Here is a 16,235-nt window from a genome sequence, read left to right on the forward strand (position 1 = left end):
TTAAAAATAAGGTGCTCTTTATGGGATGTCAATAAATGTTAAATAAGAAAGGGTTATAGATAGAATTTTATTGAAGTAACGATATTGGTAAATTTTATATCCTGCGCTGTTCTTGAGACATTCGAACTGTAATTATCACCGATGTCGTTCCACCATCCGTACACGTAAGCGATATTTATAGTAGATCTATTTGAAAAATTATATCCAATACCGCCGGTTAAATATTTTTTGTCGTAATCACTCGGATCATCTTTAAATGGAGACGGCATCAGCATAGCGCCGGCTCTCAAAGCAACTCTTGAGTTAGGAATAACATATTCAATACCGGCATTTAGATTATAGACCGTCCTCATAAAATCAGTTATATCTGCATTCTTATTCATTGTTGCACTATAATCGAACCCGTTTCCAAATTTCATTTGTGTATAATCAATCATTGTAACGTTACCACTTAAAGTAAAATTATTTTGATTGTATGATGCACCGATTGAATACTCTGCCGGAGAAGAGATTTCATACTCCAATCTTTCTTCTGAGGGTGCGTAGCTAAAATTAGATCCTGTCCCAAAAGTACTTTGAGTAGAGAGTGAATATGTTTCCTTAACTGTATACTTTGTAGCAAATTTGACCGTAGCGCCAAAATTGAAATTGTCATCCATCTTAATTAATGCTCCAAGCTTTAAACCTACACCCGAAATATCCCAGTCAATTATATCTTGTAAATAAAAAGATTTAAAATCAGCAGAGCGTGGTTCTGAAGGATCTAGCAGCACAGAAGATGGATAATTATTATTCAAATCTTCTTCAATATATTCATGGGTCTTTTTGAATGTACCATTATATAGGTTCAAAGTTGCGCCCACAAAAAAATCTTTTTGAACTTCTACAGCACCTGAGAACGACCAGCTGTTTAATGAGCCTTCTTGAGTATAATTCCCTCTCTGATTTAATTTGCCGTTTATCCGAGTAGTATCGTTTAGATAATTGTTTGATGCATCATATAAAGGATAGCTCAGAGCGAGTTTAAAAGCAATATCGTCGTTAGATGAAGTCAAATCCTGTATATAAGAATTATTTCCACCGTTATAACCATTGAAGCTAAGTACCTTGTTGAAATCCTTTTCTCTGTTAAAACCAAATGCTAAGACAAAACTTCCTTGGCTAGTTGGAAAAGGTAAAGTAACACCAACCTGACTGAAATTTGTAACATTATTTGAAATTGTGGTATTCTGATTGAAGAAACTTGCATTATTGTTAAACGAATTGTAATTCAACCCGCCCGATAATTCCATCTTTTTTATTAATCCAAATCCGGCGGGATTAAATAATGAAGCTGAGAAATCATCACTCAATGCAACATAAGCGTTCCCCATTCCCAAAGAACGTGCACCAGTAATAATCCCGGGTTCACTTAATCTCAGAGCATCATTATAATTCTGAGCCAGCATATTTGCAGAGAATGCAAAACTCATTATCAATACTAAAATTACTTTATTAATCTTTTTCATAGTTGCCCCATCAATTTAATTGAGATTGATTTAAAAGTTGCATATGAGTTATCTCTTTCTTTCTGAACCGCTTGAGCTTGAACCTCTATCCGAGCCGCTTGAACTTCTTCCGCTATTAGAACTAGATGAAGATGGCGGCGGGCTGTAAGAAGGAGCTCTGCTAGATTCTCCTCTTGGTGTATATGATGGTGCTTGTCTTTCTCTTGTAGAATTATTGGAACCGGATGAACCTCTATCACTGCTCGTTCTTTCTCTTCCACGGTTAGATGAATTATCGGTTGCCCGGGATCCGCTTTTATCCCTAGTTCTTGTACTGCTGCTGCCGGTTCCTCTATTGTTCGAAGTTCTAGGTGTTCCTTTAGAAACTCTTGTTCCATCATTCTTGGTATCCGTGCCCCTGGATACTCGAGTTCTTCCGAGGTCAACATCTTGAGCTTTATCGCCTCCGGTTGGTCTTACGTACCCGTTAGATGCTCTTGAACGGTCACCTCTGCTTCCAGATCCATATCGGCCGCCATTTCCTCTTTCACTATCATTCCCACGCGTTCTTAAAGCAGAATAAGTTCTGTACTTATAGATTCCTTGCCCATAATTACCATATCCATATGGATAGTAATTATTATAGTAATTATTGTAGTAAGGAGAATAGTAACCGTAATTTCTATAATACCATGGCCAGTAGTAACCTGCATAACCGCCATAATAACCTTGACCATATAATCCATAGAAATAATGATCTCTGTTCAACAGATCAAATCCCCAGCCCCAACCCATTGAAAATGCCAATGAAGGATAATAGTCGAAAAGATATCGTCTATAACCGTAGTTGTTATAGTCGGAATCCTCGTAATTTTGGTCTTCTTCGTAGTTATCCGTTGAATCTGCTTGTACATCTTCATCTTCGTATGCGTACTGATCAACTTTTGAATCATCCTGTGGGTTACGATGATCGTAATCACGCATTGCAAACTGAGTATAACATCCGCCTAGACTTAATAACGGAAGTATAACTAATAAACGAATTAATGTTTTCATGGTATCACCTTTACCGTTTTGTTCTCTTGTACAAAAATTATACCTAACTATAGTTGAAAAGAAATGCAAAAAGAAATGGAAAAATTATGGATTGTATATTACTGTGAACTATTATGTATCCGAATTAATACAATACTTACTTAAAAGAGAGCTTTTACATATTCGACAAAAATACCACGATCAGCACTACTACCCATTAATCGTTTATTCTCTAAAATATCTCTTAAATCTAATCCAAGTGTTAGTCCATCGCCAACCGACCATCTCAGCCCTAAATTTAAATAACCATTGCCCTTCCCTAATGATGCGCCTGTATTATCATTTGCCGCAAAATCATACTCCGTAACGAAAGAAACTTTATCACCAATTGTTTTTTCGAAACCAATCCCCAAATTCAAATCCTTATCTCCATCCTGTCTTTCCAATGAGTAGTTAACAACTCCATGAAGACTAAGATATCCGAAGAAAATAAAATTTTTCGATGCTGCTGCAAAAAACCCGGGAGATTTGATTTGGTATCTCTCCAAATCTCTATTATAAATTCCTTTTCCCTGCGAATCAAAACCAACAGTTATTGCAGGAAGAGTTTCACTTTCATCAATTATTCTTGCTCTGATATTAATTGCTGGTAATTTATACCAATCCACTGAACCAGTACCAATAATATTACTTCCGCCGTAAGAAATACCAAAACTAAATCCATCGAAAACACCAACTTCAATTTTTGTTATTACAACTCCGAATGGTAAGATATCTAGAGAAACACCTGCAAATCCTTTTGACAACACTCCAGCGGTTGGTAAATCTATTAGGCTTCGGTATTCAAACTTAGCATTAGTTCCACCAGTTCCCTGGGCACTTAATATACTTGTAAAGAGAAAGAGTGATAAAAGTATAATTTTATTTCTCATTTTGATTTCCGCTGTTATTCCTAATTGTAAAGTAAAAATATATTTCTAATTCTGCAGATTAATTCTTGTCTATTCGAATAAACTATATCTTACTTAATTCCTTTTAAAGGTTACACCATTTTTTGTGTCTTTCAGAATTATTCCCATCTTACTCAAACCGTCTCTTACTTGATCTGCTAAAGAGAATTGTTTTTCTTTTTTTAATGTATCACGCACTTTAATTAATAATTCAATTAAATCGTTTTCAAGAGATAAATTAGAATTAGTGTGTACCTCATTTAAGTCAACAATACCAAGTACACTGCCAGCTGTTTCTTTTAAATATGATTTTACTTGATGATAGAATTGAACATTTATTTTTTCATTTTCCGAAATAATTGTATTAATTGCTCGTATGAAGTCAAAGATTACCGCAACTGCCTTTGGTGTGTTGAAATCATCATCCATTACACTTATAAATTCATTGCTATAATGTTGAAAATCGAATTCCGGTATTATACCCTCTTGGGAATTATTCTGAATCTGATTATCAGTTAATTCTGTCAAATTCGAAATTTTTTCACAACCTTTTTTGGCTGAATTTAATAATTCATCACTAAAATTTAGAGGGCCGCCGTAATGCGTTTGAGCAAAAAACAAACGTATTGTCTCAGCCGAATATTTTGTTAGTACATCTCGTGCAGTAAAAAAATTACCTAATGATTTAGACATTTTCTCATTCTGAATATTCAAAAATCCAAAATGCATCCAGTACTTTACAAATTTTTGTCCGAAGCATGCTTCACTTTGGGCTATCTCATTTTCGTGATGAGGAAATATTAGATCATTCCCGCCGGCATGAATATCAATCGATTTACCTAAATGTTTGGTACTCATTGCAGTGCATTCAATGTGCCAGCCTGGTCTTCCATTTCCCCAGGGACTCTCCCAAGAAGGTTCTCCATCTTTTGCTTTCTTCCACAATGAAAAATCAAGAGGATTTCTTTTAGCCTCATTAATTTCCACTCTGGCACCTGATTCAAGCTCATCTGTTTTTTTACCGCTCAGTTTTCCGTAACCTGGAAATTTTGAGATATCATAAAACACATTTCCATCAACATTATATGCAATACCTTTCTTTTCTAATTCAATGATTACGTTAATCATATCCTGAACATGCATAGTTGCTTTAGGGTAATTAGTTGCAGTTTTAATTTTTAGTTTTTGGATATCTTCAAAAAAAGCATTCGTATAAAATTGAGAGACTTCGGAAGCAGGTCGTTTTTCTTCAATTGATTTCTTAATAATGTTATCGTCAACATCTGTTAAATTCATTATAAATTTAACATCAAACCCTTTGGACTCGAGATATCTGCGAACTATATCTGCCATTATGAAGGACCTAGCATTACCAATATGGAAATAGTTATAAACTGTAGGTCCACACATATACATTGTGACCAAAGGTGGGTTTAAGGGGAGAAATTCTTCCTTTTTTCTAGAAAATGTGTTATAAATCTGCATATTCTTTTCTTTTAATTTGGGCGAAAATATACGAATCGGGAGGGGGTTATTCAACTTTTATTATATTTAGTCGAATATCTAATTAATTGTTAAAAAAAATCAAAAAGACTTTGACATCTTTATTATTCTTTTTATATTAAATGTGTAAAAAGAATAAAAAAGATAAAACTCTTTTTATCTATGAAGAAAGAAATAAACTCAAAAAAAATCTAATTAATGGAGGAATTATATGTTCCGAAGATTTACAACTTTAGTCTTTATTTTAGCATTGGTGAGCACTTCGCTTTTTGCACAGACACTCACCGTTACACCGTACGGAGTAACAGCACGCGGTGTAGCAGTTTCAGCAACTGATATTTATACTTATCCTTATTCTGGCTTAACTAATGTCGGCATTGGAACACTATGTTATTTTGAAGCTTCTTTTACAGGTAAACATTTTACAACACCAACATGGACATTAACACGTATAGCCCCTGGTTCAAAATCTGCAATCGGTGCAGTAAAAGATCTAAAAAATGATTCTACTCAAGTAATTACTTTTACACCTGACAAACAGGGAATTTATGAAATAACTTTTACTGATGGAGCTTACACAGGATCAGTTACAATAAATGCGGCTAAGTATGTAGGTGTTTATAATACAGTAATTAATGGAGTTGACACTAAACTACAATGTAAAACTTGTCACTCTGATAAAGTTGCAGATTGGGAAGGAACAAATCATGCAACCATGTTCACAAGAGCAATGAATGGAACACCTGGCCTCAGCGGTCCGGCAGATCACTATTCTGCAAGTTGCATTAGTTGCCATACAACAGGTTATGATGCAAATCCAACAGCTATAAACGATGGTTTTGACGATCAGACATTTACTTTCCCAACTGTTCTCGGTGCAGGTGGTTACGATAAAGTAGTTGCGGCATTTCCAGCAGCAGCACAGAGAGCTAATATTCAATGCGAGACTTGTCATGGACCTGCTAGCGGACATCTTGGAGACACATCAGATTCAAGAATGGTTGCAACTTTCGATGCAGCTGTTTGCGCATATTGCCATGATTCTGGAACACACCACATCTTCCCAGAACAATTTAATGGTTCTTACCATGCAATTGCAGTAAATGAAAGCGGCCCAGGACGCGAAGCTTGCGTTCAATGCCATACTGGAAAAGGATTTGCTCAATATGCAGATGGCGTTCCAACAACTGATCCTTATTTCGATGCTTCTTATACACCTATAACATGTGCAGCTTGCCACGATCCTCATAGTTCAAAAAATGAATTCCAATTGAGAAAAGTTGATGCATATATACTTACCGCTAATGCTACTACCCCAACCAGCCCAATAAAGAAAACCGTTGCAGAAGCCGGGATGGGAACAATGTGTCTTAACTGCCACATTTCAAGAACAGAAGCCACCCAAGCATTGGCTTCATCAATCACTAGCCGTTTTGGTCCACATCATGGTCCACAAGGCGACATTTTGTTATCAAATAATATGTTAGAATTAGGCGGAGTTAAATTAGGAGTAAGTAATCATAAAGGCGCCACAGTTGACGCATGCGTAAGATGCCATATGTATAGCGGTAATGCTGTTATTGGTACTACCGTAATGCAGTGGGGTGGTCACTCATTCAGCATGAGTACCCATAAGAAAGGCCCGGATGGACTTTTCTTACTTGATGCTGATGGAAGAAGAATTCCAGATCAGGATAATATGGAAGCTTGTGCTCAATGCCACGGTTCGACTTTCGGTACAAGTTTTAGTGAAGTTAAATTCTTCTACAATGGTACAGGCGATCTTGATAACAACGGAACAATTCAAGGATTGCAAGATGAAGTAGCTGGTATGATTGCTAAAATCTTTGCTCAAATGCCAAAAACATCAACTGGTGCTATGGCTACACCAAGTTCAAGCTGGACAACAACACAATTGAAAGCTTTTTGGAATGCTACTACAGCTCAAGAAGATAAGAGCGGTGGTATTCACAATCCAAAATATGTTGTTTCTGCATTGTTAGGAGCTATGAAATCTTTAGGTATTGCAACTGCAGTTGAAAAAGAAGAAACTGTTCCAACTCAATATGTTGTTTATCAGAATTATCCAAATCCATTCAATCCAACAACAAACATTAAGTTTGCTTTACCAAATAGCGGCCATGTTAAATTAACAATTTATGATGCTATTGGTAGAGAAGTTGAAACTCTTGTTAATAGTGATTTAGTTGCTGGAACACACAACGTAGAATGGACAGCTAAGAATATGGCTTCCGGTATTTATCTTTATAGAATTGAAGCAGGCAATTTTGTAAAAGTTAACAAAATGCTTCTTGTAAAATAATTCTAAGTTGATTTGTACTTTTCAAAACCCCGCAATAGCGGGGTTTTTTATTTTCTGCAGAGCATCCAAAATTCAATTTTTGATATATTTGTTAATCAAAATTTAATAATGAGGGAAAATTGAGAATTGAAAAAGATTCATTAGGAGATTTAGAAATCCAGGAGGAAGCTCTTTACGGTATTCATTCGTTAAGAAGCCTAAATAATTTTCCTAAATCCGGCGAACGAATAAACGCACATATGATAAAAGCATTTTTCCAGGTAAAACTTGCTGCTGCAGAAACAAATTATAAATGCGGATTACTATTTAAAGAAAAACATGACGCAATTGAAGAAGCCATACATGAATTAATAATTGAAACAGATGAATGCATTAAGGGGAATTTCGATTCGATCTATGAAAAAATAATTGTTGATCCTTACCAAGGTGGTGCAGGTACTTCATTGAATATGAATGTTAATGAAGTTATTGCTAATACTGCGTTGAAAATTATGAGGAAAGAATATGGTGAGTATTCATCCATTGATCCACTAGATGACGTGAACTTGAGTCAATCCACCAACGATACATTTCCCACAGCCCTTAGAATTGCGTCAATTACCTTGCTGAGAGAGCTGGCAGACTCTTTTGCAAGATTGCAGAATGCATTTCAAAAGAAAGAAGAAGAATTCAAAAGTGTTTTGAAGCTGGGAAGAACTCAGTTTCAAGATGCGGTGCCAATCACATTAGGGCAGGAATTCGGCGCTTATGCACAAGCCATGGCGCGCGATAGATGGCGTCTTTATAATGCTGAGGAAAGATTGAGATCTGTAAACCTTGGCGGCACAGCAGTGGGCAATTCCGTTTCGGCTACGAACGAGTATGTAATGAATGTTAACAACATTCTGAAAAAAATTACCAAGCTCCCCATTGCAAAGGGAGAAGATCTGATTGATTCAACACAAAACTTAGACGTTTTTGTTGAAGTACACGGTCTTGTTAAAGCCGGTGCTACATCAATCATAAAGATTTGTAATGATTTACGTTTCTTATCCAGCGGTCCAAATGGAGGAATAAGTGAAATTAATCTTCCTCCAAAGCAATCCGGCTCAAGCATAATGCCTGGTAAAGTAAACCCGGTAATTTTGGAAAACGCAATTCAAATTGCAGAACTAGTAAAAGGAAATGATGTAATAATTTCTAATTTGGTTTCCTCAGGTAATCTTGAATTAAATGCATTTGGACCAATGATTGCCCATACGTTTCTAAAATCATTAACAATGCTAAGAGATTCAAACATTAACATGGCAGAGAAATGCATAGAAGGCATTACCGCAAATGTAGAACGATGTAAAATGAATCTTATTAATTCATCCGCAATCGCCGCATCGCTCATCTCTACATTTGGATACGAAACAATCCAAGAATTAGTAAAATATGCTTACGAAAATAAAGTCCCGTTTATCAAGGCACTCATGAAAAGCAAATTGCTTGATGAAGGAGAATTGTTCAACATTATTTCGAAAGAATTAGGAATTAACATTGAGTAAAGTAACGCAATCTGAAAGAACACACATTGCTTTTATTGGTAAACGCAATGTAGGTAAATCCTCCTTAGTGAATAAATTTATCGGACAAGATTTGGTAATCGTTAGCGAAACACCCGGCACGACAACTGATCCTGTAAAAAAGGCAATGGAATTGCTGCCGTTTGGTCCAGTGGTTTTAATTGATACTGCCGGCATTGACGACGTTGGAGAACTAGGAGAAAAACGAATAAGCAAAACTGTAAAAATTATTTCGGAATCCGACTTTGCTCTACTTGTATTAGACTCACAAGATAAACTCTCTGCTCAAGAAAAAAATCTGATCGAACAAATAGAAAAATTAGAACTTCCATTTATTGCAGTAATTAATAAATCGGAATTAGGAATTAATTTTGATTTAATTGAAGAATTAAACACATTAAATATTCAGCATCATTCAGTTTCATGTTCAACAGGAGACGGAATATTCGAATTAAAGGAAAAGATCTCTAAACTTCTCCCATTTGATGATGAACGTACTCTCATTGGAGATTTGATAAAACAGCATGACATAGTTATTCTTGTTGTACCTATTGATCTCGGGGCTCCAAAAGGACGGCTCATTCTGCCGCAAGTTCAAACAATACGTGAAGCGCTGGATGATGATGCGATTGTAATTGTTACAAAAGATAAAGAATTACGTGCTGCACTCAACTCATTATCTCACCCGCCAAAATTAGTTGTAACAGATAGCCAGGCAATTATGCGTGTAAATGCAGACGTACCGGATGAAATTCCTCTTACGACCTTTTCTATTTTGATGGCACGTTATAAAGGCGATTTACCGGAGTATGTGCGAGGATTAAAACGAATTGACGAGTTAAAAAACGGAGATAAAGTTTTAATAGCTGAAGCATGTTCTCATCATGCGCAAGAAGACGATATTGGAAAAATAAAAATTCCCCGATGGTTAAGACTTCATACAAAAAAGGATTTGACAATTGACGTCGTGAACGGGCACGATTACCCCGATAATCTTTCCGATTATAAATTGATTGTCCATTGCGGCGGATGTATGTTAACTCGTAAAGCAATGCAAGTTAGAATAAAGCAGGCTAAACTTGTTGGTGTACCGATTGTAAATTATGGCGTAGCTATTTCCTACATGCATGGCGCAATACCGCGTGCTTTGCTGCCATTTAGTGAGGCAATAACAGCGTGGGAAAAATTGAAATGATTTATTCTACTAATTTATTCTTGTGAAGAGATTTAAAAATTTGCAAGCGATTATTGATTGTTTCTCAACTTCTTAAGAAGCAATTCAAAATCTTCCGGTAACTCAGAATCCAAAAATATTTTCTCTTTTGTATGCGGATGGATGAAGCCGAGCGTTTTTGCGTGAAGTGCCTGACGCTGCATTATCTTTAATAAATTATCAATCCGTGATTTCATCTTTGGCAAGGCAGAACCATAGACAATTACTCTTCCGCCATACGTCGGATCCCCAAAGATTGGATGTTTTATATGCGACATATGAACACGAATTTGATGTGTTCTGCCGGTTTTCAATTTTAATTTGAGCAACGATGCGAATTCAAACTCTTCGATAACTTCATAAAATGTGTGAGCATGTCTTCCTTCGGTTTCACTTACGGAGAAAATTTTTCTGTCTTTAACAGAACGGGCAATATTTCCAATAACTTCTCCCTTACTCTGTTTAAATATTCCCCAGCAGACAGCCCAATATTCACGGTCTATTGTATGATCAAAAAATTGTTTGGCAAGTTTTGCGTGCGTCCATTCGTCTTTTGCAACAATTAATAACCCACTAGTTTCTTTATCAATGCGGTGAACAATTCCCGGTCGGCCAGGAGAATCTGACTCACTTAATTTATTTGTATGATGGAGAAGTGCATTGACAAGAGTACCGGTATAATTGCCAAACGAGGGGTGAGCGACCATCCCGGCAGCTTTATTGACTACTAAAAGATATTCATCCTCATACACAATATTGAGAGGAATATCTTCAGCTTCAGTTTCATCAGGACGCGGAGAGGTTGGAATAACTAATTCGATTACATCATTTGGGCAAATTATATAATTGGGTTTTATCAGATGACCATTAACAGTAACACAATTTGCTTTGATAAGTTTTTGTATTCGGGATCTTGTTGCGTTTTCAACAGAATTGGCAAGAAAAACATCTATACGTTCTTTCATCTTTCCCTCCGAAACTTCAACTCTTATTTTCTTCTCTGTTACTATCTTTGCCATCATCACTCAAAGAAGAATTTGATATTTCCGTTTCTATAGCTTCGGTTTGTTTTGCTGATTTATCTTCAACTGATTCTTCCGTCAACACAACAGTGTCTGAACCTTCAATACTTTTCTCGACAGGTGATTTATGGAAGAAAAGAAGCAGCACTACACCAATTGATACTGAAGCATCCGCGATATTAAATATTGGCCACCGTTCGTAAGTCCGGCCAAATATTGTGAAGTCGAAAAAGTCCATATTAAAAAAATCAACTACGTGACCGTAAAACAATCTTTCGTAACCGTAAAATACTCCATAAAAAGTTCTATCGATCAAATTTCCAATAGCCCCGCCAAGTATGAATGCTAATGCTAATCTAACAATAAGTTTCTGCTCACGTGATTTCCATAAATAGTAGAATATTCCTATGCTCGCAATTAAAGTAAAAATTGATAAAACTAATTTTGAAGATTCATTGACATCAATTCCAAAAGCAATTCCGGGATTCTCCACAAAAGTCAGTTTAAAAAAATCACCGAAAACCTTTATGCTTTGCCCATACTGCATTCCTTCTGCTCTAATATTCAATAAAGGAATTGTACCGCCTTTCACCAAAAATTTTGTTAATTGATCAGTGATGACAATAAAAAGTGTTGCGAATAGTACTCTCAATATTTTCTCTCAAATCTGAATTAGTATAAATTATTTCATGTTTTGTTTTACTTGAAGACAGTGCTGAGTATGAGGAACTGCAGCAAGACGGTCTTTAGGAACCAATGGGCATGTCGGGCATAAATGCTGCGGTTCATCAATACATTCTATACAAATGCCGTAAGTTCCGTTATCAATTCTCTGAAGTGCGTCATCGAGATAGCCGAGAAATTTATTCTCACGCTGAGCCCATAAATAAAGTTTTTCTCGCTCCATAGCGTCGGTTCCCTGCTCAGCCATATGCAATGAATAAGGAGAATTTTCATTTACATACTGACCCGTCGACGTATCCATCATCTGATCTTTTAATGCTTGGAGTTGTTCTATAATTTCATTTCGCTTATCAAGAATGATTTTCTTGAACTCATCCAGTTCTTTCTTTGAATAACCTTGAATCTTTTTAACTTTTTTAGTTGGAGAAATAACTTCTACATGTTTGCGCGATTTTGAAATCTTTACAACTTTTACATTTTTTTTAGCAGTTGTTTTCAACTTTGGTTTTAAACTCTTCGGCTTACTAATTTTTTTTGGTTTACTCACCACTTTTTTAGTTGTCTTGCTTTTAGCAGCAGTTTTTTTAATTATTTTTTTTACAGGTTTTTTTGCCATTAGTGCCTCCATTTACAATATTGTTACTTTAGCAACTGCAATTGTACAATCATAATCGCCAATTTTAAACTCTTGTTTAGGTCCATCGACAAGACTTTCATGTTTAAGAGAATCTGCAAGGACTTCTCTGGAAATATACTCAGAAAACTTATAAACGTAATCAATCATTTTTTGTTCGCTAGTAAATGAAACAATGATGCGGTCTACAACATCAAAGCCTGCATCTTTTCTTAGATTCTGAACGCGGTTAACAAATTCACGAGCATAGCCTTCCGCAATTAAATCTTCATTAAGTTCGGTATCAATTGCTACTGTTACACCTTCTTCACTTTCAACAATCCAGCCTTCAATTTCGTGACTAACAATTTCAACATCCTCACGAGAAATTTTTACACTTTGACTATCTATTAAAAGTTCATATTCGCCGATTTTTTCAAGTGTAAGCACAGCATTTTTATCCAATTCTTTTATCGCATTCGTAAGTTGTTTAACTAGTTTGCCATATTTCGGTCCCACAACTTTGAAATTCGGTTTTGCGGATTTATTCACAATTGCCGAATCATCTTCAAGAACAATCAATTCTTTGATATTCACTTCTTCCAAAATAACTTCACTCATTTTTTGAAGTGATTCTCTTTTAGATTTATCAACCGCAATCATCATTTTCAAAAGGGGCTGCCGTACTTTTAAATTATTTTTTGCACGAATGGATCGAGTTAAGAATACAACCCGCTGTGCAACATCCATCTTTTCTTCCAGTTCCGGTTCAAAATATGTTGTAGCGGGATAATCTGCAAGGTGAACAGATTCATACTTCTCATTTTTTGTGGCAAGATTTAAATTCTGGTATAACTCCTCGGATATAAACGGTGCAAACGGCGAAGTCAATTTTGCGATAGTAACTAAACATTCATACAAAGTTTGGTATGCAGAAATTTTGCTGTCATTCATTTCGGATTTCCAGAAACGTCTTCTGCTTCTTCGAACATACCAGTTGGAAAGCTGATCAATTGTAAAACTTGAAACCAGACGTGCCGCTTTAGTTACGTCATAGTTAGCCATTAGCTCATCATATTCTTTAACCAGCGAATTTAATTTGGAAATGATCCAACGGTCAATTTCCAGTCTGTCTTTATAGGCAATCGGTTTTTCAGAAAAATCAAATTTGTCGATGTTGGCATAAAGGACAAAAAAGTTATACGTGTTTACCAAAGTTCCAAAGAATTTTCTCTGAACCTCCGCAATTCCATCTTCATCAAAGAGAGTCGGTTTCCACGGAGGACTTGTTGTGATTAAGTACCAGCGAGTAGCATCAACTCCATATTTATCAAATAGAATAAATGGATCCACAGTATTACTGCGGCTCTTCGACATTTTGAGCCCTTGTTTGTCAAGGATCAATTCATTGACAATTAAATTCTTGAAAGCTACCTTGTCGAACAGCATAGTACTTATTGCGTGAAGAGTATAAAACCATCCGCGCGTTTGATCAATTCCTTCACAAATAAAATCAGCCGGAAAATTTTCTTTAAAGTATTCCTGGTTCTCAAATGGATAATGATATTGCGCAAACGGCATTGCCCCGCTGTCAAACCAAACATCAATCAGTTCCGGAGTCCGTTTGAAAATTTTTCCGTCACGCTCAAATTTAACATCATCAACAAACGGTTTGTGTAAATCAATTTCTTCTGAGGGTAAATCTTTAACTGAAATTCGTTTCCCGTCACGTTCAATAAATCCTTCTTTCAATTCTGCGATAGAACCGATAACAAACATTTCACCATCATCATTCAGCCAGATTGGAAGCGGCGTTCCCCAATATCGATCTCTTGATAACGCCCAGTCTTTATTTTCTTCAAGCCAATTTCCAAAACGTCCGGAACCTACTTCCGGAGGACACCAATTGATTGTACTGTTGAGTTCGATCATTCGTTTAGCAACATCTGTTGTACGGATATACCAGCTGTCACGGGCATAATAAATTAATGGATTGTCACATCGCCAACAGTGCGGATATGAATGAAGATAATCATTGCCCGCTTTATAAATAAGATTTCGTTCTTTCAAATTGCGGATAATATCCGGATCAACGCCTTTCTCTTCGCGGTCTTCAAATTTAATAGTTTTGACAAGACGACCGGCAAAATCTTTTACTTCGTCCGTAAATCTTCCGCTCTTTGTGACCGGCTGAACGAATGGTAAATTAAATTTTTTAGAAACTTCATAGTCATCCGCGCCAAATGCCGGTGCAATATGTACAACACCAGAACCGTCTTCCGTACTAACAAATTCACCCGGAATTATATACCAAGCGCGTTTATCTACCGGTACATACGAATAGAGCGGTTCGTAATTTTTGTCAAGAAGTTCTTCACCTTTCAATTTTGAAAGTAGTTCGTATTCTTCTTTTATGACTGAAAGCCGCGCTTCCGCAAGATACATTACTCCATGCTTTTCAGTTTTAATCTTTACGTAATCAATCTGGGGACCAACAGCTAGAGCGACATTTGAAATCAATGTCCATGGTGTAGTAGTCCAAACAAGAATTGATGCGTCTTCATCTTTCAATTTGAATTTTACATATACGCTGGGATCGTGAACATCGGCATAACCAAGAGCAAGTTCGTGTGAAGAGAGTGGAGTTTCGCAGTGAGGACATTGCGGAACGATTTTGAATCCTTTATAAATAAGACCTTTTTTGAAATATTCGGAGAGTGCCCACCAGACAGATTCAATGTACTCGTTTGTACAAGTAATGTACGGGTCGTCTAGATTAATCCAGTAGCCCATTCGTTCAGTAAGAGTGCGCCATCCTTCTTTCATTTCAATGTGATGGTAAACCAAGTCTTTTGCTTTTTTATTGAACGCGCCGACTCCATATTTTTCAATATCGGATTTTTGCGCGAAGCCAAGTTCTTTTTCGATAGCTATCTCAACCGGAAGTCCGTGAGTATCCCAGCCGGCTTTACGGTGAACTTGATATCCCTTTAAAGTTTTATAGCGGCACACTAAATCTTTAAGCGTTCTTGCCATCACGTGATGGATACCGGGGCGTCCGTTTACAGTTGGCGGTCCTTCATAAAATGTAAATGTTTTTGATTTTGGACGTGAGGAAATACTTTTTTCAAAAATCTGATTTTCTTCCCAGAATTTGAGAACATCCTTTTCAATCTTTGGATAATTTATTTTTTCATCAAACTGCTTAAACATTTTTTACTCTATAAATTGATTTAGTGAAATGGGATTTATTCTTCTTCGGATTCATACTTTTTAATTAATTCTCTTTCTGCAGCAATGAATTCTTTAAGTCTTCTTTCAATTTGATTTTTCCGATCGACCATATCGTTAACGCCTTGCTGCACTTGATAAATCATCTTATCTGCTTTCAATTTTGCATCTTCGACTAAAAGATGAGCTTCCTTCTGAGCATTTGCCAATATTCTTTTAGAATCTTCCTCTTTTGATTTTGACGGAGCTCCTTGTTTCTGCAAAATTATTACTTCGGAAATTGCCATACCGCAAAACGCCATTGTGCCAAGCATAATGTTGCGCAGCATATAAAGGATCATATTCTCAACAAGTAAATCGCTTAATCCGAAATATTCGCTGAAGAATGAGATTAGCAGAATACTCACGAATGTGGAGGCGACAATTACCATAAAGACTACTTTTCCACCGTGGTTATAACCAAGTGTTTTATTTATCAGCCATCCGCAAGCGAATGAAAAAAGTGAAAGAACAAACCAAACTGAAAAATTTTGAAATCCTACTCTGAACAGATCGGTACTCAAAAAATTAGAAGCAAAAATTATTACGGCAAGCAACGCCGGTGTTGAGTAATATATTTTTTTCATT

12 protein-coding genes are annotated in these 16,235 nt (G+C 36.3%); 3 read left to right on the forward strand and 9 right to left on the reverse strand.

Annotated elements, in window-relative coordinates:
- Positions 1-53: 53 nt before the first annotated feature.
- The 4 genes from NTX65_16830 to cysS form a co-directional block, all read right to left on the reverse strand.
- On the reverse strand, positions 54-1,508 hold the full coding sequence (locus tag NTX65_16830) for an outer membrane protein transport protein (GenBank protein ID MCX6171001.1): 1,455 nt from the start codon (positions 1,506-1,508) through the stop codon (positions 54-56).
- Between the two features lie 48 nt (positions 1,509-1,556).
- A complete protein-coding gene (locus tag NTX65_16835; GenBank protein MCX6171002.1) occupies positions 1,557-2,543 on the reverse strand; it encodes a hypothetical protein in 987 nt (328 codons plus the stop codon).
- Positions 2,544-2,683: 140 nt separating this feature from the next.
- Entirely contained in the window at positions 2,684-3,454 is a 771-nt protein-coding gene (locus tag NTX65_16840) for a hypothetical protein (protein ID MCX6171003.1), read from the reverse strand.
- Positions 3,455-3,547: 93 nt separating this feature from the next.
- Entirely contained in the window at positions 3,548-4,957 is a 1,410-nt protein-coding gene (gene cysS / locus NTX65_16845; GenBank protein ID MCX6171004.1) for a cysteine--tRNA ligase, read from the reverse strand.
- Between the two features lie 229 nt (positions 4,958-5,186).
- Here cysS and NTX65_16850 point away from each other — a divergent pair, with 229 nt between their 5' ends.
- The 3 genes from NTX65_16850 (at position 5,187) to hydF (ending at position 10,040) form a co-directional block, all read left to right on the forward strand.
- On the forward strand, positions 5,187-7,298 hold the full coding sequence (locus tag NTX65_16850; GenBank protein MCX6171005.1) for a multiheme c-type cytochrome: 2,112 nt from the start codon (positions 5,187-5,189) through the stop codon (positions 7,296-7,298).
- Positions 7,299-7,417: 119 nt separating this feature from the next.
- Complete coding sequence (locus tag NTX65_16855) at positions 7,418-8,827, forward strand: aspartate ammonia-lyase (protein ID MCX6171006.1); 1,410 nt, start codon at positions 7,418-7,420, stop codon at positions 8,825-8,827.
- Positions 8,820-10,040 carry a [FeFe] hydrogenase H-cluster maturation GTPase HydF gene (gene hydF, locus NTX65_16860; protein ID MCX6171007.1) on the forward strand — a complete coding sequence of 407 codons (1,221 nt, stop codon included), beginning with the start codon at positions 8,820-8,822 and terminating at the stop codon, positions 10,038-10,040. The genes NTX65_16855 and hydF overlap by 8 nt, the downstream gene beginning before the upstream one ends.
- 50 nt (positions 10,041-10,090) lie before the next feature.
- Here hydF and NTX65_16865 read toward each other — a convergent pair whose 3' ends face one another.
- The 5 genes from NTX65_16865 to NTX65_16885 are packed head-to-tail and all read right to left on the reverse strand — an operon-like array spanning position 10,091 to position 16,234.
- Positions 10,091-11,023 carry an RluA family pseudouridine synthase gene (locus tag NTX65_16865; protein MCX6171008.1) on the reverse strand — a complete coding sequence of 311 codons (933 nt, stop codon included), beginning with the start codon at positions 11,021-11,023 and terminating at the stop codon, positions 10,091-10,093.
- A 16-nt stretch (positions 11,024-11,039) separates the two neighbouring features.
- Positions 11,040-11,732: a signal peptidase II gene (gene lspA / locus NTX65_16870; protein MCX6171009.1), complete on the reverse strand. Its 693-nt coding sequence runs from the start codon at positions 11,730-11,732 to the stop codon at positions 11,040-11,042.
- A 30-nt stretch (positions 11,733-11,762) separates the two neighbouring features.
- On the reverse strand, positions 11,763-12,380 hold the full coding sequence (locus NTX65_16875) for a conjugal transfer protein TraR (protein MCX6171010.1): 618 nt from the start codon (positions 12,378-12,380) through the stop codon (positions 11,763-11,765).
- Positions 12,381-12,392: 12 nt separating this feature from the next.
- Positions 12,393-15,590: an isoleucine--tRNA ligase gene (gene ileS, locus NTX65_16880; GenBank protein MCX6171011.1), complete on the reverse strand. Its 3,198-nt coding sequence runs from the start codon at positions 15,588-15,590 to the stop codon at positions 12,393-12,395.
- Between the two features lie 35 nt (positions 15,591-15,625).
- Complete coding sequence (locus NTX65_16885; protein ID MCX6171012.1) at positions 15,626-16,234, reverse strand: hypothetical protein; 609 nt, start codon at positions 16,232-16,234, stop codon at positions 15,626-15,628.
- Position 16,235: the final 1 nt, after the last annotated feature.

The organism is Ignavibacteriales bacterium (assembly GCA_026390795.1).
Taxonomy (GTDB): domain Bacteria; phylum Bacteroidota; class Ignavibacteria; order Ignavibacteriales; family Melioribacteraceae; genus Fen-1258.

Bases quoted from the DNA above. Each gene is read 5' to 3' on its own strand.
- cysS (MCX6171004.1), bottom strand. From the start codon at position 4,957: ATGCAGATTTATAACACATTTTCTAGAAAAAAGGAAGAATTTCTCCCC.
- NTX65_16840 (MCX6171003.1), bottom strand. From the start codon at position 3,454: ATGAGAAATAAAATTATACTTTTATCACTCTTTCTCTTTACAAGTATA.
- NTX65_16850 (MCX6171005.1), top strand. From the start codon at position 5,187: ATGTTCCGAAGATTTACAACTTTAGTCTTTATTTTAGCATTGGTGAGC.
- NTX65_16885 (MCX6171012.1), bottom strand. From the start codon at position 16,234: ATGAAAAAAATATATTACTCAACACCGGCGTTGCTTGCCGTAATAATT.
- NTX65_16865 (MCX6171008.1), bottom strand. From the start codon at position 11,023: ATGAAAGAACGTATAGATGTTTTTCTTGCCAATTCTGTTGAAAACGCA.
- ileS (MCX6171011.1), bottom strand. From the start codon at position 15,590: ATGTTTAAGCAGTTTGATGAAAAAATAAATTATCCAAAGATTGAAAAG.
- NTX65_16830 (MCX6171001.1), bottom strand. From the start codon at position 1,508: ATGAAAAAGATTAATAAAGTAATTTTAGTATTGATAATGAGTTTTGCA.
- NTX65_16875 (MCX6171010.1), bottom strand. From the start codon at position 12,380: ATGGCAAAAAAACCTGTAAAAAAAATAATTAAAAAAACTGCTGCTAAA.
- NTX65_16835 (MCX6171002.1), bottom strand. From the start codon at position 2,543: ATGAAAACATTAATTCGTTTATTAGTTATACTTCCGTTATTAAGTCTA.